The sequence below is a fragment of the Cupriavidus ulmosensis genome (genome assembly GCF_977008105.1).
In genome coordinates, this window is sequence record NZ_CDRMWP010000003.1 from 105,411 (window position 1) to 124,721 (window position 19,311).

The 19,311-nt window shown below is 60.8% G+C and carries 27 protein-coding genes; 24 read left to right on the forward strand and 3 right to left on the reverse strand.

The window, feature by feature from the left end:
- Window positions 1-10: 10 nt before the first annotated feature.
- The 3 genes from ACWTPI_RS34435 to ACWTPI_RS34445 all read right to left on the reverse strand — a co-directional run bounded on the left by ACWTPI_RS34435 (window position 11) and on the right by ACWTPI_RS34445 (window position 2,582).
- Window positions 11-1,471 carry a 3'-5' exonuclease gene (locus ACWTPI_RS34435; protein WP_059414450.1) on the reverse strand — a complete coding sequence of 487 codons (1,461 nt, stop codon included), beginning with the start codon at window positions 1,469-1,471 and terminating at the stop codon, window positions 11-13.
- The gene (locus ACWTPI_RS34440; protein WP_059414448.1) at window positions 1,471-1,920 is read right to left on the reverse strand and encodes a hypothetical protein; all 450 of its coding nucleotides are present in this window, start codon (window positions 1,918-1,920) and stop codon (window positions 1,471-1,473) included. Before ACWTPI_RS34440 ends, ACWTPI_RS34435 begins: the two co-directional genes overlap by 1 nt.
- Before the next feature lie 377 nt (window positions 1,921-2,297).
- Window positions 2,298-2,582 carry a hypothetical protein gene (locus ACWTPI_RS34445; RefSeq protein WP_156173998.1) on the reverse strand — a complete coding sequence of 95 codons (285 nt, stop codon included), beginning with the start codon at window positions 2,580-2,582 and terminating at the stop codon, window positions 2,298-2,300.
- Between the two features lie 211 nt (window positions 2,583-2,793).
- Between ACWTPI_RS34445 and ACWTPI_RS34450 the strand changes: the two genes are divergently transcribed.
- The 24 genes from ACWTPI_RS34450 to ACWTPI_RS34565 all read left to right on the forward strand — a co-directional run bounded on the left by ACWTPI_RS34450 (window position 2,794) and on the right by ACWTPI_RS34565 (window position 19,303).
- A complete protein-coding gene (locus ACWTPI_RS34450; protein WP_059414446.1) occupies window positions 2,794-2,997 on the forward strand; it encodes a hypothetical protein in 204 nt (67 codons plus the stop codon).
- Window positions 2,998-3,118: 121 nt separating this feature from the next.
- Entirely contained in the window at window positions 3,119-3,598 is a 480-nt protein-coding gene (locus tag ACWTPI_RS34455) for a hypothetical protein (protein WP_059414444.1), read from the forward strand.
- Window positions 3,599-3,753: 155 nt separating this feature from the next.
- Window positions 3,754-4,614 (forward strand): N-6 DNA methylase, encoded by an 861-nt coding sequence (locus ACWTPI_RS34460; RefSeq protein ID WP_059414442.1) that lies wholly within the window; start codon window positions 3,754-3,756, stop codon window positions 4,612-4,614.
- A gap of 163 nt (window positions 4,615-4,777) precedes the next feature.
- Window positions 4,778-4,996: a hypothetical protein gene (locus tag ACWTPI_RS34465; RefSeq protein WP_156173997.1), complete on the forward strand. Its 219-nt coding sequence runs from the start codon at window positions 4,778-4,780 to the stop codon at window positions 4,994-4,996.
- Between the two features lie 61 nt (window positions 4,997-5,057).
- Window positions 5,058-5,294 (forward strand): hypothetical protein, encoded by a 237-nt coding sequence (locus tag ACWTPI_RS34470; protein ID WP_059414438.1) that lies wholly within the window; start codon window positions 5,058-5,060, stop codon window positions 5,292-5,294.
- A gap of 90 nt (window positions 5,295-5,384) precedes the next feature.
- Entirely contained in the window at window positions 5,385-5,564 is a 180-nt protein-coding gene (locus ACWTPI_RS34475) for a hypothetical protein (protein WP_059414436.1), read from the forward strand.
- A 247-nt stretch (window positions 5,565-5,811) separates the two neighbouring features.
- Window positions 5,812-7,479 carry a PRTRC system ParB family protein gene (locus tag ACWTPI_RS34480; protein ID WP_059414433.1) on the forward strand — a complete coding sequence of 556 codons (1,668 nt, stop codon included), beginning with the start codon at window positions 5,812-5,814 and terminating at the stop codon, window positions 7,477-7,479.
- 63 nt (window positions 7,480-7,542) lie between these two features.
- Window positions 7,543-8,007 carry a PRTRC system protein E gene (locus ACWTPI_RS34485; RefSeq protein WP_059414431.1) on the forward strand — a complete coding sequence of 155 codons (465 nt, stop codon included), beginning with the start codon at window positions 7,543-7,545 and terminating at the stop codon, window positions 8,005-8,007.
- Between the two features lie 10 nt (window positions 8,008-8,017).
- Window positions 8,018-8,227 carry a PRTRC system protein C gene (locus tag ACWTPI_RS34490; RefSeq protein ID WP_059414430.1) on the forward strand — a complete coding sequence of 70 codons (210 nt, stop codon included), beginning with the start codon at window positions 8,018-8,020 and terminating at the stop codon, window positions 8,225-8,227.
- Between the two features lie 2 nt (window positions 8,228-8,229).
- Window positions 8,230-8,448 carry a hypothetical protein gene (locus ACWTPI_RS34495; protein WP_059414428.1) on the forward strand — a complete coding sequence of 73 codons (219 nt, stop codon included), beginning with the start codon at window positions 8,230-8,232 and terminating at the stop codon, window positions 8,446-8,448.
- Window positions 8,449-8,450: 2 nt separating this feature from the next.
- Window positions 8,451-9,476 carry a PRTRC system protein F gene (locus tag ACWTPI_RS34500; RefSeq protein WP_454728040.1) on the forward strand — a complete coding sequence of 342 codons (1,026 nt, stop codon included), beginning with the start codon at window positions 8,451-8,453 and terminating at the stop codon, window positions 9,474-9,476.
- Window positions 9,477-9,486: 10 nt separating this feature from the next.
- Complete coding sequence (locus ACWTPI_RS34505; RefSeq protein ID WP_059414424.1) at window positions 9,487-10,209, forward strand: PRTRC system protein B; 723 nt, start codon at window positions 9,487-9,489, stop codon at window positions 10,207-10,209.
- A 3-nt stretch (window positions 10,210-10,212) separates the two neighbouring features.
- Window positions 10,213-10,566 carry a DUF2016 domain-containing protein gene (locus tag ACWTPI_RS34510; protein WP_370552868.1) on the forward strand — a complete coding sequence of 118 codons (354 nt, stop codon included), beginning with the start codon at window positions 10,213-10,215 and terminating at the stop codon, window positions 10,564-10,566.
- A complete protein-coding gene (locus ACWTPI_RS34515) occupies window positions 10,509-10,856 on the forward strand; it encodes a PRTRC system protein A (protein ID WP_370552867.1) in 348 nt (115 codons plus the stop codon). Before ACWTPI_RS34510 ends, ACWTPI_RS34515 begins: the two co-directional genes overlap by 58 nt.
- Window positions 10,853-11,650: a PRTRC system ThiF family protein gene (locus tag ACWTPI_RS34520; RefSeq protein WP_059414422.1), complete on the forward strand. Its 798-nt coding sequence runs from the start codon at window positions 10,853-10,855 to the stop codon at window positions 11,648-11,650. Before ACWTPI_RS34515 ends, ACWTPI_RS34520 begins: the two co-directional genes overlap by 4 nt.
- Window positions 11,651-11,883: 233 nt before the next feature.
- Window positions 11,884-12,621: a hypothetical protein gene (locus ACWTPI_RS34525; RefSeq protein ID WP_059414420.1), complete on the forward strand. Its 738-nt coding sequence runs from the start codon at window positions 11,884-11,886 to the stop codon at window positions 12,619-12,621.
- 45 nt (window positions 12,622-12,666) lie between these two features.
- On the forward strand, window positions 12,667-13,296 hold the full coding sequence (locus ACWTPI_RS34530) for an outer membrane lipoprotein (protein WP_231586614.1): 630 nt from the start codon (window positions 12,667-12,669) through the stop codon (window positions 13,294-13,296).
- Window positions 13,297-13,378: 82 nt separating this feature from the next.
- Window positions 13,379-13,780 carry a hypothetical protein gene (locus tag ACWTPI_RS34535; RefSeq protein WP_059414418.1) on the forward strand — a complete coding sequence of 134 codons (402 nt, stop codon included), beginning with the start codon at window positions 13,379-13,381 and terminating at the stop codon, window positions 13,778-13,780.
- Between the two features lie 174 nt (window positions 13,781-13,954).
- Window positions 13,955-14,335: a hypothetical protein gene (locus tag ACWTPI_RS34540; RefSeq protein WP_059414416.1), complete on the forward strand. Its 381-nt coding sequence runs from the start codon at window positions 13,955-13,957 to the stop codon at window positions 14,333-14,335.
- A 3-nt stretch (window positions 14,336-14,338) separates the two neighbouring features.
- Window positions 14,339-14,809 (forward strand): hypothetical protein, encoded by a 471-nt coding sequence (locus tag ACWTPI_RS34545; protein ID WP_059414414.1) that lies wholly within the window; start codon window positions 14,339-14,341, stop codon window positions 14,807-14,809.
- A gap of 398 nt (window positions 14,810-15,207) precedes the next feature.
- Window positions 15,208-15,597, forward strand: coding sequence for a hypothetical protein (locus ACWTPI_RS34550; protein WP_059414412.1), 390 nt, complete (start codon window positions 15,208-15,210; stop codon window positions 15,595-15,597).
- Window positions 15,598-15,663: 66 nt separating this feature from the next.
- Window positions 15,664-17,226 (forward strand): ubiquitin family protein, encoded by a 1,563-nt coding sequence (locus ACWTPI_RS34555; protein WP_059414410.1) that lies wholly within the window; start codon window positions 15,664-15,666, stop codon window positions 17,224-17,226.
- 451 nt (window positions 17,227-17,677) lie between these two features.
- Complete coding sequence (locus ACWTPI_RS34560; RefSeq protein ID WP_059414408.1) at window positions 17,678-18,646, forward strand: DUF932 domain-containing protein; 969 nt, start codon at window positions 17,678-17,680, stop codon at window positions 18,644-18,646.
- A gap of 273 nt (window positions 18,647-18,919) precedes the next feature.
- Window positions 18,920-19,303, forward strand: a complete 384-nt coding sequence (locus ACWTPI_RS34565; RefSeq protein ID WP_059414406.1) for a hypothetical protein — start codon at window positions 18,920-18,922, stop codon at window positions 19,301-19,303.
- Window positions 19,304-19,311 lie beyond the last annotated feature (8 nt).

Genomic DNA, 19,311 nt, shown 5'->3' on the forward strand with positions numbered 1-19,311 from the left:
TTGAGTCCTCCTATACGCCGGCATCCCGGAACATGGTGTAGAGGTCGGTGCGGATCTCGGAAATGTCAAGCTCGCACTTTGCGCGGGTCATTGCGACGTAGAGCAGGCGCATTTCCTCGGGCACCATCGTCTTGTCGCCGTTGTCGTCCGTCTTGAACCTGAAGTCGCCGGCGAGCCTGACGCCATCCCATTCGAGGCCTTTGGCCCGGTGGACCGTTGAGACCACGTAGTCGGCCTCGGCCTCGGGAGACACGCGACTCAGGATCAGGCGCAGGTAATCCACTCCCTCGTTGTCGATCAGCTTGACCAGCGGCAGCAGGTCGCGGCCGGCGAACGACTCCGCATACTCCTGAACGTCTTCCCAGGTCTCGAAAAGTGCGAGGGTAGCTGGGAAGCCGATGCGTTCGCCACGCATCAATTGCTCGGCGCCGTTCGCGAATGCCTTGAGCTCCTCGATGTTCGCCCGGACCGCAACGCGTTCGCCGCGGCTGATGCCTTGCGCGAGGTGGGACAGTACCGTCGCGTTCTTGCGGCAGAGGACGGCGTTGACGCGGCGCTGGCTTGGTTCCGACTCGTGTAGCACACGTGAGGTGAGGTTGTCCTGGCCTCGCACCGGCGTCTCCTCGTCCATCAGGCGCAAGACCCGACTGGCCAATTGCGCAATGGCAGGCCCGAAGCGGAACGATTCCGTCAGTGCGCGCTCGGGCGCCTTGATGTGGTCCATGGCATTGACCGCGCCACGCCACTCGTAGATCTGTTGGTACGGGTCGCCAACATAGACAACTTGCGAACGCTGCCCACGCAAGACGGACAACATGAGTCCATCGGCATCCTGCGCTTCGTCGAACAGAATAAAGTCGGCGCCGATGGACGGGCGGCTGCGCTCCCAGAGCTTCAGGTACACATCATGAGAGATGGCCGAATGGGCCGCCGGATCGATACTTTCGGCCCACAGTCGGTTCACATAGGGCAGCAATTGCGTCTGTAGCGCGGCGGCCGCGGCCTCTGTAATGACCGGTTCAACAGGGATGTGCCATGCCTGCGGTTCGGCCTGGGCTGATCGGCAGAACCGTGCCACCCCGTCCTTGACTATGCGGGCCACCTTACTCGCCGATAGCTCCAGATCCTTGCCGATCGTCGTGGGCAGGCGCATTGCAGCCAGGCCATATCGCGTCGCAAGTTGAAACGGTGGTTCCACGGGGTTGCGAAGCTTCCGCGTGATCTCTTCCCGGGTTGCTCCGAAAGCCAGCGAGTGCACGGTGCGGCATCGCGTGTTCGACGGGAACTTCCGTGCGGCGTCCTGGGCAATCTCCTTGTTGAATGCGAGATACAGTCCGCGCGCCCGGCCACGTGCTTCGGCAGCCAAGCGCAGGGTGGAGGTCTTGCCCGCGCCGGCATAGGCCTTGACCTTCACGGGGGTGCCGGTCCTGACTGCCTCGACAACAGCATCTTGTTCGGCGGTGGGGCGCATCAAACCACCTCCAGCTCGATCTGTTCACCAATTGCGGCGCGAACCCGACGGCGGATTTCGGCAGTTTGCCTGGCGGCCTCGGCGCGGCGTCGCGCCTGCTCGCCGCTCAGCTCGTCGACCACCCACGCGAAGTAGGTGCATGTCGTCGGGCCGGTCCAGGTAGCCCACTTCGTCCGAATCTCGGCCTTGATTTCTTCGGGCTGTGCGAAAAATGCGGCCCGGGACTTGCGCCAGACCCGGGCGGAAAGGTCGCGCATGCGCTGCTCGTAGCGGTCGGACTGGCGCTGGCGTCGGGCGGCCTCCTCGCTCGGCGAATGCTGTTCCTGGGCTACCTGGTCCGGGAACAAGGGATAGCGATCGCGTTCTCGCTGCTGTTTGCGTGCAAAAGCGTTCCGCCTGCGCTCGTTGAAAATAAGCGGCTCGTAGCGTTCGGTTCGGGTGAATCTCATGATGGCGGCAATGTCGAGTGGTCTGAGACCACGATACCGGCTTCGCCAAGAAGTCAAGGCTGCCGGCGCGGAGATGGCCGGAAACCATTTTGAAGGGAAGGGCGGAGGTACGTTCTGTCGAAAGCTATATGATTTCGACCCTCTTTCGACGGGTTGGTGGCGCAGCCGATAGAACTGGTCTGTCTTGAGGAGGGGACATCCCCGCCCGGTGGCACCGTTTGTGATAGAGAGACGTCGCGTCGGCAGGCTGAGTTCTGGAGCAATAGAGTGCGCGCCTACCGGATCCAGTCAAAACGAAGCGCAGCGTCGGGACGGGACACGCCCGCCCGCGGCGGCGGCGGGTTGACCGTCAAGGCCGTGCTCGATGTCTTGATTGTTCACGTCGCATCGTTTTCGTTGCCGCGGGGCCTCGCATTTGCAGATCGCCCGGGCAGCGTTTGGGTGCCTGCTTGGTTTTCCAGGGTGCGGATGCGGCCGACCAAGGCAAGTAAGACTGCCGGTCGCACCGCCACTCGTCCGCCAGCTTGCTGACGCTGCAGGGCGACGCGCTCAATATGGTCAAGATCGATCTCAAGCTGCATTTTCAACTCCGGTGCTGAGGAGAGGTCACGATACTGAATCGAGTAGGAAGTCAAGATTTCCGATGGGAATTCGCTCGACACGCATTTCTCCGCGGAACTCGGTGTGCCGCACGGCGGGCAGCGGCAGAGGGCCGATCGCGCGCTTGTCGATGGCTGTGGCTTCGCGGTATTATCCTTTCCGCTTTCCCGCGCTATTGCGCATCGACTCCGCCGGCGTTCCGGCCATCTGCTTTTCCTACCCATTGGGGCTATGCTCCCGATGGGACATGGCTCCAATTTCTTGTGAGCCATCATGGAGCATTCCCACGCATCTGCCATTGCCGCTCTGGCCATGGTCACCAACCTCTTTGCTGCGCTGTTCTTCACCGTCACTACGGTGAACTTCGAACTTCTCTGCATTCAATTGGCAACCTGCGCAGCGATCGGCGGTCTGATCGTGATCGCTTGGCTCGCCATCGCGGTCTCTCGACCGCGCGTCGCGCCGGTGTCGCGCTGACTGTCTTGGTAGTTTCCGCGGCAAACCGACCGACCAGCCTTTTCTTGGTAGTAACCAATCCTCTTTCACCCCCACGGGAAACGTTCCCGTGGGGCGTTTCCCGCATTTGTCAGGAGACGTCATGTTCCACAAATTCATCTCTGTCGAGGTCGGTCCGGCACCCTTCGAGGAGAAATGCGCGCAAGTCGGAGACCCGGACTATAAGGTGCGCTCGCGCCGCGAGTCTGCTGCGTACATCCGGCAGTTGCTTCGCGTCTTCGGATCCCACGCACCGGCGGTCCTGTCGTTCATTCGTCGGGGCTTTGCTCACGACCTTGGCCGCTATCACGAAGTGGTGGCGTATATGAACCGCGAGGGCGAGCAGATATTCAGTGAGGATCGCTTGCCACCGATGTGGGATCACATCGCTCGCGCCGAGCTCATGTGGTGCGAGATCGCCGACAGCTATCGGCGACGCTACTGCGCCGGCGAGCTGGATCTTATGGCCATCCCTAGCTTCTTCCGCGGTCCGGTGCCGGCCTTTCCTGATCATCCCGTCGCATGGTGGATGGCAGTTGGTCTGGCCGCATTCCCAACGCGGGGCCGTTTGATCTTCCGCTAACGTACCCAGTTCTTCTTTCCCGGCGGGAGCCATCCCGCCGCGGGTGTCTCCCCGGATTTTATTGAGACACTCAACATGTATGACGATGTCCTGGCCTTGCCAGATGTGGCTGATTTGCAGTCGGTGGCGTACCCGTTTCTGCGTCGGGGGTGGGCATGAGTAAAGCCGCCAAGCGCCATCTGTATCAAGACGCGAGCGATCCACACAAGGAACTGCTCCGCATGTTCAACGTCGTCGGGCGCCGCCACGCCATGCACGAAGTGTTCTCCGATTTCGTCGAAATGTCGGCGTTGTCGATTAGCAATGCTGTCGACCGTCACCACTTCGACACCCGGGAGGAGCGGTATCTTGCGATTGTGAAGAAATACAGTCGTGACGAACTCACTCTCTTTTCCGAGATGCTTGGCGCACTGACGCTAGTGTTCGAGGAGCGGGTCCAGAAGCTGGTACCAGGCGGAGACGGCTTGGCGGACATCCTTGGTCAGACCTTCATGATGCTGGAACTGGGCAACAGCAGCACCGGGCAGTTTTTCACACCGTACTCGGTGTCTCGAGCGATGGCGTGCATGACGATCGGTGATGGGAGACCGCATATTGAACGTGACGGCTTCGTGACCGTCCTAGAGCCAGCGTGCGGTGCAGGTGGCATGGTCATCGCATGTGCTGACGCACTACACGACGCCGGGTGGAACTATCAGCATGCGATGCATGCGACATGCATCGATATCGATCCGCGGTGTGTACACATGACCTACCTGCAGATGGCACTGCTGCATATTCCGGGCATCGTCGTGCACGGAAACGGTTTGACTGGAGAGTCTTGGAGTAGCTGGTTCACACCTGCGCATGTTCTGAGCGGTTGGGGAAGAAAGCTGCGGCGACACCGCGACGATGGCGAAGACGTGAAGGATGTGGCGCCGGCACTGGATGTCGATGCAGAGCCCTGCCCGATGATCTCCGCTCCCTCGACCGTCATGAAGGTGTTCGTGCCGGACGATCAACTTGCGCTCTTCTGAGCGCTGGTGTTGAAAGCTGCTCGAAATCGGTCAGCTTTCAGCGCGCTATCGCGGGGCCGGCTGCACTACGATAGATCTCGGTAGCTTCCCCGCTACCGGGTCTCTCTCTCTCGATGATTCAGGCCCTCTAGCGAGGGCCATTTTTTTTGGAGAACCGATGGGCATGTGGTTCAAGAAAAACAAGCGTGTGGTGCACGTGTCGAGCTGCAGCGCCTTTCTAGGTGGCCCGGTTGCCGTCGGCGTGAGCTATGGCGGGAGGTGCCTTGGGTTGACCGACACCGTCGCTTTCGTGACGGGGTGCGCCGTAGGCCTGGCGGTCATGGTGCTGATGAACGTCATGGTCGTCCGGCAGTATCGAAAACGCGGCTACGAAGAGGCATAACGGGCATCAACTGCTGATGCCCTGGCCCGTCAACTCAACCTTTCGCGTGGAGACATCGGTGATGTACAGGATCTGGCTGGTTGAGGCGAACGGGGTCCGCACCCTTGTTCGCGGCGATGTTGCAGACATCGGATTGGCGCGTGCGCTGATCAAGGCGGGGAATCACGGCGCGGCAATCCGCCACATGCCGCACCACTACGAACTGTCCACCGACACGGTGGAAAGATACGGACGGGAGGTTCCTGAAGCGCCAATGCGCGCTCGGCCTGTGACCGCCGATACCGGCACAAAGGCCTGAAAAATGTCAGACGCCCGAAACCCCGCCGCAGATGCGGCCACCGCGCTGGCTCGCCGGTTTAATCTCTGCGGTCGAGGAAGTCTCGCGGTCATGGCAGCGTTCACCCGCGCCGACGTCGAATATTCTACGGCGCCTGCCGAGCTTCTGGCCACGCAGATGACGGACTGGTTGATCCACGAGCGCCTGTTGCCGCCCGCCGTTGCCGCGTTCGATTTTCGGGAGGCGGTTCGACTGCTCATGATCGATCAGCGGAAAGCCAGCGCGATCTAGCCGCCTGGCCTTGCCTTCCATGGCAGGGGCTTGCGATATAGCCGCATGATCAGCTTGGCACGTGGCGCGCGTTGGGTTAATCTACGCGCTCTTACCGCGTCTTAGACGCATCGACCCCGCACCTTCGGTGCCAGACTTTGCAGTACCACACCGCCAGCGTCGTTGAGCGGTGATGTCCTATCTTCATCCCATCGGGACCTGTTCCCGGTGCGGCAACGGGTTCCTCATTTTCTGGAGAACCCACCAAATGCAACAACCAACGGTAAAGCTCAGCAGGATCCGTCGCGGCAACAACCCAAGGAAGTTTTTCGATCCGGTGCAACTCGCGGAGAGAACTGCCTCCATTGCGGTTCATGGCGTCCTTCAGCCGGTTCTTGTGCGTCCCGTGGAAGGCGATCCCAACGCCGATTATGAACTCGTCGCAGGGGAGTATCGCTACCGCGGTGCCTGGGACGCTCACGGGCCTGAGTACGACATGCCGGTCACTATCAGGGTGCTGACCGACGAAGAGGCGGCAAATCTCGCTCTCATCGAGAACATCCAGCGTGCCGAGATGGCGCCTTCCGAGGAAGCCATCGCCGCTGCGACGGCTGTCGGAAAGCTCAAGGGCGACCGTGACGAAGCTGCTCGGATCTTGGGCTGGAGTCGCGCCACCCTGGACAAGCGCCTGGCCCTCATGAACTGCAGTACCGCAGTTCTGGAGGCACTGACTCCCAAGACGATCAATCTTGGGCACGCAGAGCTTCTGGCGACCTTGCCCAAGGACAAACAGGACCTGCTCTTGCCCGTGATCATCAGCGAAAAGAAGTCCGTCGCTGAGCTCAAAAAGACGATCGAGGCGGCTGCCTGCAACCTTGCCGCGGCGATATTCGACAAGGCCGATTGCGCGACGTGCTCCCACAATTCCTCGCTTCAATCGGAGATGTTCGCAGAGGCCATTGCAACCGGCAGTTGCACGAACCGCGGATGCTTCAACGAGAAGACGGAGAAACGACTTGATACTTTGGCCTATGGCCTCAAAGACGAGTATCCGGTGATCCGCATCATCCGTGCCGGCGACAACCACACCCGCGTCCAGTTGGTGGCGGACGGTCCGACGGGCGTTGGGGAGGCGCAGGCCAAGGCCTGCCATGCGTGCGAGAGCTTCGGCGTCGCTGTAAGCGGCCTGCCCGATAGCATCGGCAAGATATTCCGCGGCCAGTGCTTTGACCCTTCGTGCAACCAGAAGATGGTCGCCGCTCGGCTCAAGGCCGAGCGTGACGCGAAGTCGCCGGGGGGCAAATCCTCAGCGGGTGCCGGAACAACGCCAACGAGCAAGGGTGAGGGTAAGCCGGCCCACAAGGAGCCCGAAGCGACCAGGATCAGCGAGTCGGAGAGGGTGAAAGTCTATCGACACTCGCTCTGGCGTAAGGCCTTGCGGCGTGAGGTCGGTTCTAATCCCGAGGTAGCAAATCATTACCTGATCGCTGCTGCGATGACCGGTCTGGCCCGCAACATCACGGCTGACCACTTCGGGAAAATCTTCGAGAAGGTGCTGGATGAGAAGCCGGCGTCGGAATTGTCGAAGAACCTGGGTGCCGTAGCAGACGTTGCGCTGGATAAGCGCCAAATGCTCACCGTCGGCCTCGCGGTTGCGGCCATCGACGGCATGGAGACCGACAATCTCACGTGCCTGTGTAAGTTCCATCAGTTGGACCTCCGGCAGTACTGGAATCTGCAGAAATCAAAAGATTTCCTGGAGATGCTCACGAAGTCGGAAATGAAGGTGCTGGCAGATGAGCTGGGCATCCGAAAGGCGCTCGGTGACGGGTTTGCAAAGCTCTTCAACAAGTCCAAACCGGAAGTCATCGACGGCCTGCTGGCGGTCGAGGGTTTTGACTACCACGGCAAGATCCCCAAGGTCCTCTGCTTCTGATCCAACCGGGGCGCGTTCTGCACCCCGGCATTCCCTTTCTCATTTCCCCAAAAGGATTCACCTATGTTCCAAGAACTGGTTCCGCTCGTTCGCGCGTGCGACAAGTTGGTTCTCACGCTGACGATGGTTGGTGACGAGATGTCGGTCATCGTGGCACCTGTTGCAAAGAAGGCGCTAGACGGCGCACTTACCACGCCACTGGCGTTGAAGGCGACCCCAGCGGATCTCGACGAAGGCTTCGCAGCAGCCGTTCAGGCGGTGACCGAGTCGCACCGGTCGTTGGCTGAGCAAGCCGAGGCCACCAGCCTGATTCTCGATGCCGCCAAGGCCTCGCAGTCCTCCAAGGCGACCAAGTCGCTCTCAAGGCCCAAAGCATCCGCCAATGCTGACAAGTCGTCGGCGGCTGGTGACAGCGACGCCGGCGATGATGATTCGGATGCGGCCGAAGACCGTGACAGCGATGCTGCGGTGATGCCGGCCGGGGCCGAACCCCGCTCGTCAGGCACCGACCTGGCCAGTCTGCTGTAGGAGGTATGCCATGGCAATCGAAGTCAAGAAGCTCACGCGCGAGTTCGTCTACAACGGGGTGAAGCTGCCCGATCCCGGCGCGGATTTTAGTCCTGACCAGGTGCGCGACATGTACACGGCTCAGTACCCCGAGCTCAACACTGCCGCTGTCGAGGGCGTGGTCGTCGAAGGCGATGTCGGCCGTTACGAGTTCGTCCGCGCCGCCGGCGCAAAGGGGTGAGCATGCGTCACCGTGATCTGATGAAGGCATTGGCGGGTCCCGCCGATTCCATCATCAGCAATGAGCCGCCCGAAAGGGCGGTTTTTTCTTCCGACAAGGAGATGGAAGTATGCTGTTCGATCCTCGACCAGTTGATTCGGAATTCGCGACTCAAGGGGCAGGGTGGTCGTCACGCCGAACCTCTGTTCATGCCGAACGCCGCGCTGCCCATGCTGTTCTGACCCTGCCTTCGCTAGAAGGGTCAGTTCCATCTGCAGGAACCGTCTTATTTCCGGACGATGCTGACTACTCTGCGCTCGCGCGCCTGCATTTCGAGTCTGGCCCACTACGTGCGGCTGACGTCAAATGCGCGGGCAATGCAGGGGAAGCTCTTGCGCAGGCGCTCTTCGCATGGTTCAACCGACGCAAGCCGGCCTGCCGGCGAGTGACTTTCAACATCGATTTGTTCGATCGCAACAGCGCTAGCGACGCCCTTTCGTATCGGGATCAAGCGGACGATTTCACCGAAGCACTCTATCTCGCGATCGAGTTGCCGGAGGAGAACCATTTTGAGATCGGGAGGGAGCGATCTGAGGTCCTGCGCGCAGTGCACAAGGATCTCCTGCCGACCGCAATGTCAGCCATTGCAGAGGCTTCTGGGAAAACGCTCTATCTGCGCACGCCGGACGATCTCCTCGACATGTACGCACGTTGGTGGTGGGAGTATGACCCCACTGCCGACGATGAGACGGCGCGCGAGTACCTGGCATCCCACTATGGAGGAGATGATGGGGACACGATCGCTCGGCGCCTGCCGTCAGCGGTTAGAGCGAGCATGGCGCCGGATGAGGTGTTGCCACGCTGGCTTCGTCAGAAGCCGTCCAAGCGCTGGCGACCTCTGAGCGACGCGATGCTTCAATCCCTGGCTGCGACGTCCAAGGGCGAAGCGAAAAAGCTTTGCAATGCGATCGTCGCTCTCCGGGCGCAGATGCGCGGAACCCCGAAGGGCTGCTTGTTCGGTCCGGGCATCTGGGCGGATCCCGTCTATAGCGCCGCGACCATTGTCTACACCGGTGACGACGACTACGTGGGTGAGCTTCTGGACGACCACTTCGAGATGGCAGGTCAATCCGGAGAGGTCACCACCTACCAGGCCTATGTGCCTATCGCTACTACTGCGAAGGCGATCGATGCGCAGTACAGGCGTTGGTCGCAAGCGCTGGAGATCGTCGGAAAGCTGGACTGTTTGCTAACCCTGATATCTGATTAGGAGCGCTATCTTGAGCACCTTTGTTTCTGCATCACGAACCCACGAAGTGGCTCCGAAAGGAGCCATCGTGCTTTATGGGCCCCAGCAGGGGACCTTCACCTATGCGACGGCGCACGCCGTCAAGACGGATCCTGCAACGGGCCGGCCGATGCTGGATGTCGCGGTACCGCTCAACCGTCGTGCTTTGCTTCACGCCTTGAAGCAGGTTGCCGAAAACGCGTTGCCGAAGGGGGAGTTCCTGCCGCCGACAATTCTTTCCGTCAGCCAGGACGCTATCACCTGGTGGTGCGCGCCGGCGAACCGGCGGGTGTTCATGGATTGCGCGGAGTTGGGCAGGCGGACCGCGGTTGTCCCACATCCCGGGCTCGTTTTCCGCGCGGCGTCGAATGGCTTCTCCGTGTTCTCGGTGCTCGAGGAGACCCGGCCCAAACCGGAGACAGCGCTGTATGAGCCTCCGTATTTCAACACGTGGGACAACGGGAAGATCTGCATCGGAACTGCCCATGTACCGAAGCAGATCGATGTCGCGTCTGTCGAGGGATGGGAAGAGGCTTTTTTCAGATCAGCATTCACCCATCCCAACCACGGCCGCCAGCGCGTCACGTATGAGAACGGTGTCTATGCCTTCTGGCGGGACATGCTCGACGGCCGATTCCTGGCCTACCCGAAGGAAGTCCTCGTTTCAATGAACTGCACGCTGGGGCAACTGCTCACAGGTGCGACTGGAGATTGACATATGCATCCGATGGATCGCACCTTGCAGCAATCGCTGCCGACGGTAATGGCGCCGCGCTTTGGCAAGCTGGCACCACTGGAAACCAACGGTGAGCGGCTGATTGCCGCAACCAACGGCATGTTCCTGGAAGCACGTAGGCCGTGGATCCGGATTGTGCGGCGCATTGCGGAGTTTCGCGTGGCCACAGCGATCCCGTATGGCGCCGTCGCGGAGACGACAGACCTGCTTTGTGGGCGTATCCCGCCCGACCTGATAGGGGCATTCGCGAAGCTCGCTGCCCATTCAATGCGAATGAAGTGGGAGCATGGATCGTCTGGGACTGCGACAGCGCACAGTTTAGCCTGGCCCCGGTGAAGATACTGAGCCATGGTCCTGGGCACCTCGACTACGAACGGCCGAAGCTTGCTGTCACGGAATCGCTCGTGATGGACCTGCACTCGCACGGGCGTCTTCCGGCATTCTTCTCGGCCACGGACAATGCAGACGATCGGTTCGATGTGAAGTTCGCGCTCGTCGTCGGCAACTGCGGTGCAGCGACACCCTCGATGGTGCTGCGGCTGTGCGCCAAAGGCATTCTTGAGGACGTGGAACGGGTTCCGAGTGATTGGTATTGTGCGGTCCGCCGCGAGGAGTCACCAGTATGACGGTCACGCATACGATTCCGGAGGAGATGACGGTGCGCGCATGGAAGGTCGCCGTGGTCGGCGCGGGCGGGACGGGGAGTGCATTGCTGCCCAATCTCGCTCGGCTGCACCACGCGATGCTCGCGCTTGGCCATCCTGGGGGAATCGACTGCACGGTTTTCGATGATGATACGGTCAGCGAGACCAACATCGGTCGGCAAGCCTTCTATCCGTGCGATGTCGGGCAGTACAAGGCGACACTGCTGGTGAGCAGGCTCAACATGCTCATGGGAACGCGCTGGGAAGCGCAAACCTGTCGGGTCGATAGTCGCACCAGGTTCCAACACGATCTGGTGATCGGGTGCGTCGATACCCGTCGGGCGCGCAAAGCAATTCTCAGCGGCCTCGTGAACGGACGGAACGGCTATTTCCTCGACTGCGGGAATGAGACGGACCGCGGCCAGGTGCTGCTAGGGCAGGTTGGCAAGAAGATCGCCTTCCGGTTGCCGCACGTCGGCGATCTGTTTCCCGAACTGATCGACCCGGCCGGGGACAAAGCCGACACGGCACCATCCTGTTCGATGGCTGAGGCATTGGAGAAGCAATCGTTGGTGATCAATCAAGCGATCGCTGTTCAAGCCTACAACCTTCTTTGGACGCTCTTCCGCACGGGTACTCTCAGCTACTCTGGCGTGTTTGTGAACCTTCAGGCAGGTCGCACGAGTCCGCTCCCTATTGACCCTGCGGCATGGGCCCGATTTGGATATTTCCCGACAGGGCCTAAGAAGTCCAAAAAACAAGCCAAATCCGCATGAGCTTTCGGAAAGCGCCGTCCCCCATCAAGCGGGGGCGGCGCTATTTTTTGGGGAGGGGCAACCAGGTTCTTGGCACAGCTTGAAGCAGTGATATGTGCATTGCTAGAATGCGGGTACTTCTCGCGTCTACGACGCATCGACCACTGCGGCATCCCGCCGCGCAGCTTTTTTCACCCGTTGGGGCAATTCGCCCCGTCGGGTCGTTGCTCCAACTTTTCAATTTGGAGCATGGAATGCAGATTTCCTCTCTCATCGATCATACTGAATCAACCTACCGTCGCGTCAACGTGACAGGCGATTGGCTTCCGCAGGAGCTCGTCTTTGGGGCGTATTGGGATGGCAGCCGGTGGAACGGCTTTCCAGTCCCCATGTTCGCTCTCGAAGATGGGAAAGCGCTTTGTGCGGAGATGCCGGGTCTGACGTTTGTTGAGCACATGCAGGCGTTCTGCATCCAGGAGGGTGACGACGAAGTGTGGTGTCACTCGGTGCAGAGCATCGTCAATGGTCGTCCAATGGATTTGTATCTGATCGGCGATAGCTGGTGCTGGGAGCTTGCAGAGGAGTGCGAGATCTTGCCTGGTCAGGGCGGTCCGGACGTCGATGCGCTTGAACTGCGCCTCAGACCAGCAGCACTCATTTGGCTGCGGCGATCTGCGCGTGCTGCGGGTGTCCCGCTTGCGACGTTCGTGGAGTCCCTTGTCATGCGCCAGATCGAAGAGCGAATGGCGGGGCGAAGCTATCTGGATCTATCTGGGTTTGATGCGTTGCTTTGCATCGCAAAAAGCGCAGCTAGACACCCTCCCGGCAGCGGCATTGCGATCCTGCCAAAGGAATGGTTGCGGATCGTCGATGCGTTGCTCTTGGCGGGACAGGACGATACGCCGTTCCATCAACTGCATCAGCAGATCAAGAGGGAAATGTTCGTCGAGGTCTTGCTTGACCGCTTGGCTTGTGAACGCGGTCTAGTCTGACGTCGATTCTGTTTTCTTGAAAGGATCTGTGTCGAACTTCACACGATGGCTCCACAAATTGGACGCCGGATGCTAAGATTGCTGCATCTTCCGCGTCTTCGACGCATCGACCTCGCCGGTTTTTATCGGCACAGCTTTTCTCTCCCACCACGGGCCTTCCTGCCCGTGGGCATGTTGGCCCATTTTCATTTCGAGGCCATCATGTTCAAGCGTTTTTTCCTGATTTCCCTCTGCTTCTTTGTCTTTACCGGCTGCGCCGCTCAGCAGACGTCTCCGAATGTCTATCGCGGTAGTGAAGCGTTGCGCACTGGCTCCGCAGAGTCGGTCACTGTGCTCCGCGTTCGCAGCGTGACTATCACTGGCAATGACGGCTTCATGTCGGCAAGCTCCGGTCTTCCGGGGGCCGTCGGTGGGCTGATCGGGGCTGTGCTCGGCGCCGGCGCCATCGGTAGCGGCAACGGTCGCTATGTGGCCAGCGCCTTGTCCGGAACGGCCTCGGCCGCGATCGTGCAGGTGATCGCCGATCGCATGTCCCGTCGTGCGGGCGTGGAGGTCATTGTCCGCACGGACAGTGGTCGCCAGGTCGTCGTCACGCAAGATGCGGATCAGCAGTTCGTCCCTGGCGAGCAGTTGTTCCTCGTGTCTGGCAGCGGCGGCTATCGTCTCACGCGTTGATTGGGCCAGTCGGCCCCAATTCCCTTCACCTTTCCCCGCGCGGGTCCTCCGCGCGGGGGCTAGCGCCGGATGGAGTCCAACCATGGTTCTCGCCGTCGAGCGCTTGCCGATCTTAAGTCCCATCGAAACCGATACGCTGTCCATTGCCGACGTGTCCGACCAGATCAACGGCCGGCTGCGCGGCACCGAACTCGAGCCTGAGTACCTGGAGCCAGAGAACGGTCTGAATAACCCGAACGAGGCATATCTTGGCCCGATGAGCACCAGGGCATGGCCGACCGTCGGTACACGTGAGCGTCTGGCGGTGTCGGTGCACCGCGGCTGGTCGGAGGGCTGGCATGTCTACGTCGACTGGATCCATCACGTCGGCGAGGTGCGTAATTTCACCACCTGCGTCCAGAAGCTGCTGAGAGCCAAGACGCTCTCATCCAACCAGGCGTGGGAACTCGCTCGCGCAATCACAAAAATCCTCGATATCGCCTGATGCAAGGCCAACGCATGCAAGCCCAAGAGGGTTTGCCCAACCCCCGAGGGTTCGGCAAACGCTTTTGATCGCGTCCTAGACGCATCGAAATCCGGCTGGTCCGTATCAGCCACAACCCATCGCGGGACACTCGTCCCGTTGGGAAGGGGCGTCCCGATTCCCTCAGGACTTCCCATGAAACTTCCCAAATCCTTTATCCATCCGCTTCTTCCTACCAACCCTGCAGCCTGCCTGGCCCTGCGCAAGGATGCCTGTCGTATGCTGCGCCGTGTCGCCGGCGACCTGTCGTTGCGCCAGCGTGACTACACCATACGAGCGCGCCGGCGGCCCCGCCATCAGGCGGAGGTCTTCACGCTCCATTCCGATTCGCTGTGCGTCCAGATCGAGCACTCCACCGCACGATCGACGGCGCTACTGTCGTTTCGCACCTGCCGCGGTCGCCAGGATCACGCTGGCGGTCGGGACAATGCCGTCAGCCTGGAAAGCATCACGTCGAAGGAGGGCTACTCGAGCTTGCTCGGGGCGCTCCGAGTCGTCGCCGGTCGTCGGAGTTGAGTGATGACGACCCTCATCAAAGTGGTTTTCAAGACAACCGGCGGTGAAGAAACAACCGCATTGGCGGCTCTGCTCAGGGACGGTGTTGTGGAGCTTCCGACGTCCCTGATGCAACGCATCCAGGTCGCCCTGGACGCTGGCGATGGCTACGCCCTTGCTGCACATCGGCGAGGCTATGCGTTCCCCTTGGCCCATCTGGACGGGGCACGATGCACCCTCGATGCTGAGCATGTGGCAAGCGAAAAGTGGTCGCGCCAGTTGGTGGATGCCTTTGTCCAGCCGAGCAAAGACCAGTTGCTTGCATCCGGCCGGTACTGTCACACACTATCGGCGGCGTGCACGGTTGGCCTGGTTGGGTACGTCGGTGGCCGCCCGGAATGGTCGATTACCAGTATCACGAACTGCGTGTGCCTTCTGATGGGTGCTGCGGTATTATTTGCCATCGGCGCCATCTATTCCAAAGGGGAAAAATGATGTTTGGGCCACTCGTATTAGTGCTTTCGTTGGGAATTGCAGGCTTTTCGCTGTGGGTTTTGCGCAACGCTGACCGCCAGCGTGCTTTGGAAGAGTGGGATCGTCTTTCCGTGACGAAGGGTCATAAATAAACAGCCACTTGGCCGCCCCTTCCTAAGGGAGAGCGGCTACGGTTGGATGCGTTGTTCTCATCGGTTCGCGTGTTCTTCCCGCCTACGTTCTGTGGATCAATGAACGCGGCCGGAACTATCACAAGGACTGACCATTCCTGATTCACCGCCGGCGTGCCTGCGCCGGCAGCATCCATGAACGCACCCCTCGGGGTGCGTTTTTTCGTTTCGACTTCCCATTCGGGCGCCGTCCCGATGGGGCGGCTCCCACCCAACAGGAGTTTCCCCATGAACATGATGGTCTACGGCGCTGGCCTGGCCAGCTACCCTGCCGGCGTGCATATGCACGTCGGCCTCTATCACTCGAACCTGCGCGCGGCGATCAACCTCACATGTGCGGACGATGGCATGCCCTACGGCTCGCTCACCGTGAACCTGCCGTCTGTGGACCTGGCTGATGACGAGATCCTGGTGACGGCCGACTGGAATCTGGCGCCGGACCTGAAACAGGCTTTCCTCAACACTGGCAAATTCGTCGAAACCGGCCGCTGGACGGAGGCCTGTCACGGCCGCGGTGCCCTGTGGCGCATCGCATGTCCGGATCTGCTGGCGTCGCTGTCTACCGCACGGTCGTTTGTGCCTCGGCGTCGCCAGCAACGTCAACCGGCCCACGCCTGATCTTTCTCCACCACCCATCCGGGGCACGTCCCCCGGTGGGGCGTGCTCCTATTTTGGAGCACCTGAATGTACCTCATCCATATCGGCGCTGAACGCGCCGACCCGTGCGCGACGCTCGCCGGCGTGCTCGAGTACCTCAACCGCGACCGCACACCGCGCGCGCCCATCAAACTTGACCAGGTCGCCGTGCGTCACATCGAGCGCGGCGATATCCCCGTGGTGCAGATCAACGGGGGACGGTTCGGTGTCCGGCCACCGGGCACCGCGAGATCGATTCTGAGCAAGATCATTGACGAGGTTGACCAGTTCATCATCCGCGTGAACGGCGGGATCCGCCGTCCTCACGAGATGAGCCGCGCATCATGGGGCGCCGTCGTCGCGGCCGGCCGTCTTGCCTACTTTCCCGAAGATGCAATCGACATGTCGCTGGGCGAGGCCGGCCCGCTGTTTCAGGCCGCCGATCTCTTCGAGGATCAGGCGCCGTTCGATATCAGTGCGTACGTGCAGGGCGAGTTTCGCAAGCGATTCGGCTATGGCACCAACGGGCCGGCATACTGCCGGAACCAAGCGCCAAATGCCAGACACGAGGTGCACGTCGCCTACGCGCTGTTGCGCGGTGACACCGTGCGAGAGTGCGTCATCAACATCTATCGCGATGACTCGTCCTTCAGCCGCTTCGGTTTGCAATGGATGCGAGCGCTTATCGATGTGCCCACCCTTCGAGGGGCGCTCCCCGAAGGCAAATTGAGGGAGCTCTGCAACGCGATGCACCGCGAGAAGTTGGCGATCACGGCAGCCAACGCCGGTCAGCTGGTCGGAATCATCCGGCGACTGCCGGACGACTGTACGTATGTCCACATCGACGATGCTCTGTTCGAGGCGAAGATCCTGCCACCACGCATGCCACCGCCGTTGCGCCTCCCGCAAGGCGAGTTTGCCAAGCCGGCGACCGGCCTGGCAGCACACATCCACCATACGACGACGCAGCACCGGTTCGAGGCCAGAATGTCGAAGGCGAGGGCGGAGCGTGAAGCGTTCAAGATCACGCAGCGTGAGTTCGACTATCAGGCGCGGGTAGCCGTCGTCGAGCGCGCAAGCGCTGGCTACGAATGGCCGAACCGGGTCGCACTGGCGGTTCTGCAGCGCAACGTCGCGGCCCTTCTCGAAATCCTCGATGGACCCAAGGACATGAACACCCTATCGAAGCGAGCGATTCGCGATGTGACGGGGGTTGACCTGCTGCATTGCGCGGCGACCATCCGCCGGCGCCGTATCTTCGCAATGTGCGACTTCTCCGAAGCGGAGCAGGCGCGGTGGGAAGATGAGGCGACCGCGGCCCGCGCGCAACGCCGCGCTGCGAGCGACTTCGACAGAGTTTGTGAGCGGGCCGAGGCTTCCCAGTGGCGGCTTGACGGCGGTCGGACCATGAACGGCCGAGAATACGTGGAGCTTTGCATCGCGGAGGGGTTCTCCGAGATCGTCGATCTTGCACGGGGAAGTGCCCGTGAATATCGATTCCACAACCCCGGCAAGCGCATCTCTCGCCGACTGCGTGCGAAGGACGGTACGCTGGCCTACGCTCGCGCACGGCTCGAGCAACTGGCGCAGACTGAATGCGTCGCAGCATGATCCTTGCCCCCCCAGCTCTACGGCTGGGGGTATTTCTTCGATACCCACACCGAAAACGCAAGCTTTCGCCGTGCATCAGCGCTCGCCAGGCGTTACGCTTCCTCTCTGAGATGTGTTTGCACTGAGCTGCCTCAATCCAAACACATTTTTACCCGCGTCCTCGACGCATCGACCTCGTGCCGGCACCCGTCGGCCATTTCTACATCCTCCCGCCAGGGTCTATCCCTGGTAGGGACGGCCTTCGTGGGCAAGCCATTCTCGTCCATGACCAACTTGTTCACCTAGTTCCCCCATCTCCCTTGTAGCTGGTCCTCCAGTGCTGCGGCATTGCGTCGCAGCACCTATCCGCAGACGTTCGCTCTGCGGCTGACATCCACACCAAGAGCTTTTCTTGCCCGCGACACCGGAGACGATCCGCGCCGCGCCTCTATTTTTCCCGAAGGAGAATCCTATGCATCTCGTTGAATCAATGGCTTACGTAAATGCCACCCCTTGGCACGGCCTCGGCCAACGCCTGGAGCCCAACCAACCGCTCGAAGTCTGGGCGGAGCATGCCGGTATGAACTGGCGCATCGAGGAGTCGAAGGTGCGCTTCCGTTCCGATATCGATGAACTCGATGCGCTGAAAGCGTTCGATCAGCAGAAGGTGCTGTATCGCTCCGATACGAAGGCGCCGCTGTCCGTGGTGTCCAAGCGCTACCAGGTGGTGCAGCCCGCCGAGATCCTGGAGTTCTACCGTGACCTCACTGAAGTGGGCGGTTATCAGCTCGAAACCGCGGGCGTGTTGAAGGAGGGGCGAAAACTCTGGGCGCTCGCGCGCACCGGCCAAAGTGCCGCACTCGCCGGCGGTGACGAGGTCAAGGGCTATCTGCTGCTCGCTACTGCGTGCGATGGGACGCTGGCCACGACTGCGCAATTCACGTCCGTTCGCGTGGTCTGCAACAACACCTTGCAGATTGCACTGGGCAACGGCCGCGGGGCGGTGAAGGTTCCTCACCGTAGCCAGTTCGACGCGCGCGCGGTGAAAAACCAGCTCGGCATTGCCACTTCCTCATGGGAGGCCTTCAAGGTTCGCATGGAAGCGCTGGCCGGCCGCAGGGTCAACAGTGCGGAAGTGGAGCGGTTCTTCCAGCGCGTCCTCAGCAATCCGACGCAGCAGTCGGCGGCCCACCGGCCGCCCGCGACCAACGATCGGGCCATGAAATCTGTTCTGGAGCTCTTCAACGGCGGTGGCAAGGGTTCGGCCATGCGCTCGGCGCAAGGCACCGCGTGGGGTTTGCTGAACAGCGTTACCGAGTACGTCGACCACCAACGCCGCGCTCGAACGCCAGGGCACCGGCTCGACGCCGCCTGGTTCGGCGTTGGCGCCTCACTGAAACAGTTGGCGTGGAACACCGCCATGGAGCTCGTGGACGCATGAACTAGTGCTCACCGTCAACTTCTTGGGCCTCTGAGCCCTTAAGTCTGATCGCCTCTCCGCCGTTTGCATAGGTGTGTTGAGGCGATCCGTATCTATCCCCGGCTAAGTCCGGGGTTTTTTTTTCCCGTTGCTATGACGACTAATCCCACTTTCATCGGCTGCCCAGCGTGGCTCTTTCATCAACTGCAGGTGCGCTTTCGCACGTCGCTGGAATACCGGAAGGCCAATGGGGATTTGGGGCATCTCGCCAGGCAGCGGGGAGCGGAGCGACTTATGTCCGATCGACCGATTGACCTGTATGGGTTTGCGAAGAACCGGTATTCCATGCTCTACTTGGCATGGCAGTCCGAGTTTCACTCCCATCCCGATGGGGCAATACCCCCAGCTTTCGACACTTGGATGGACTCCCGATTTCTTATCGGCCACCGAAGCTCAGAGATATTTCGTAATGGTGCCGCGGTCTTCGAGTTGCGCCACGGCTCGACCTACGAGATTCGCGATGCCGACGGCAAGCTGCGTGTATTCCGCTGCCAGCTCGATAACGGCTTCCCGCATATCTCCTTCATGGACCCGGACGCCGGGCAGGTATTCCCGTGGATCACGATGCCCGGCGTGTTCAGTCAAGCCGAGCTATTCTCTCTACGAGAGCTACCCTGAAAAAAAGC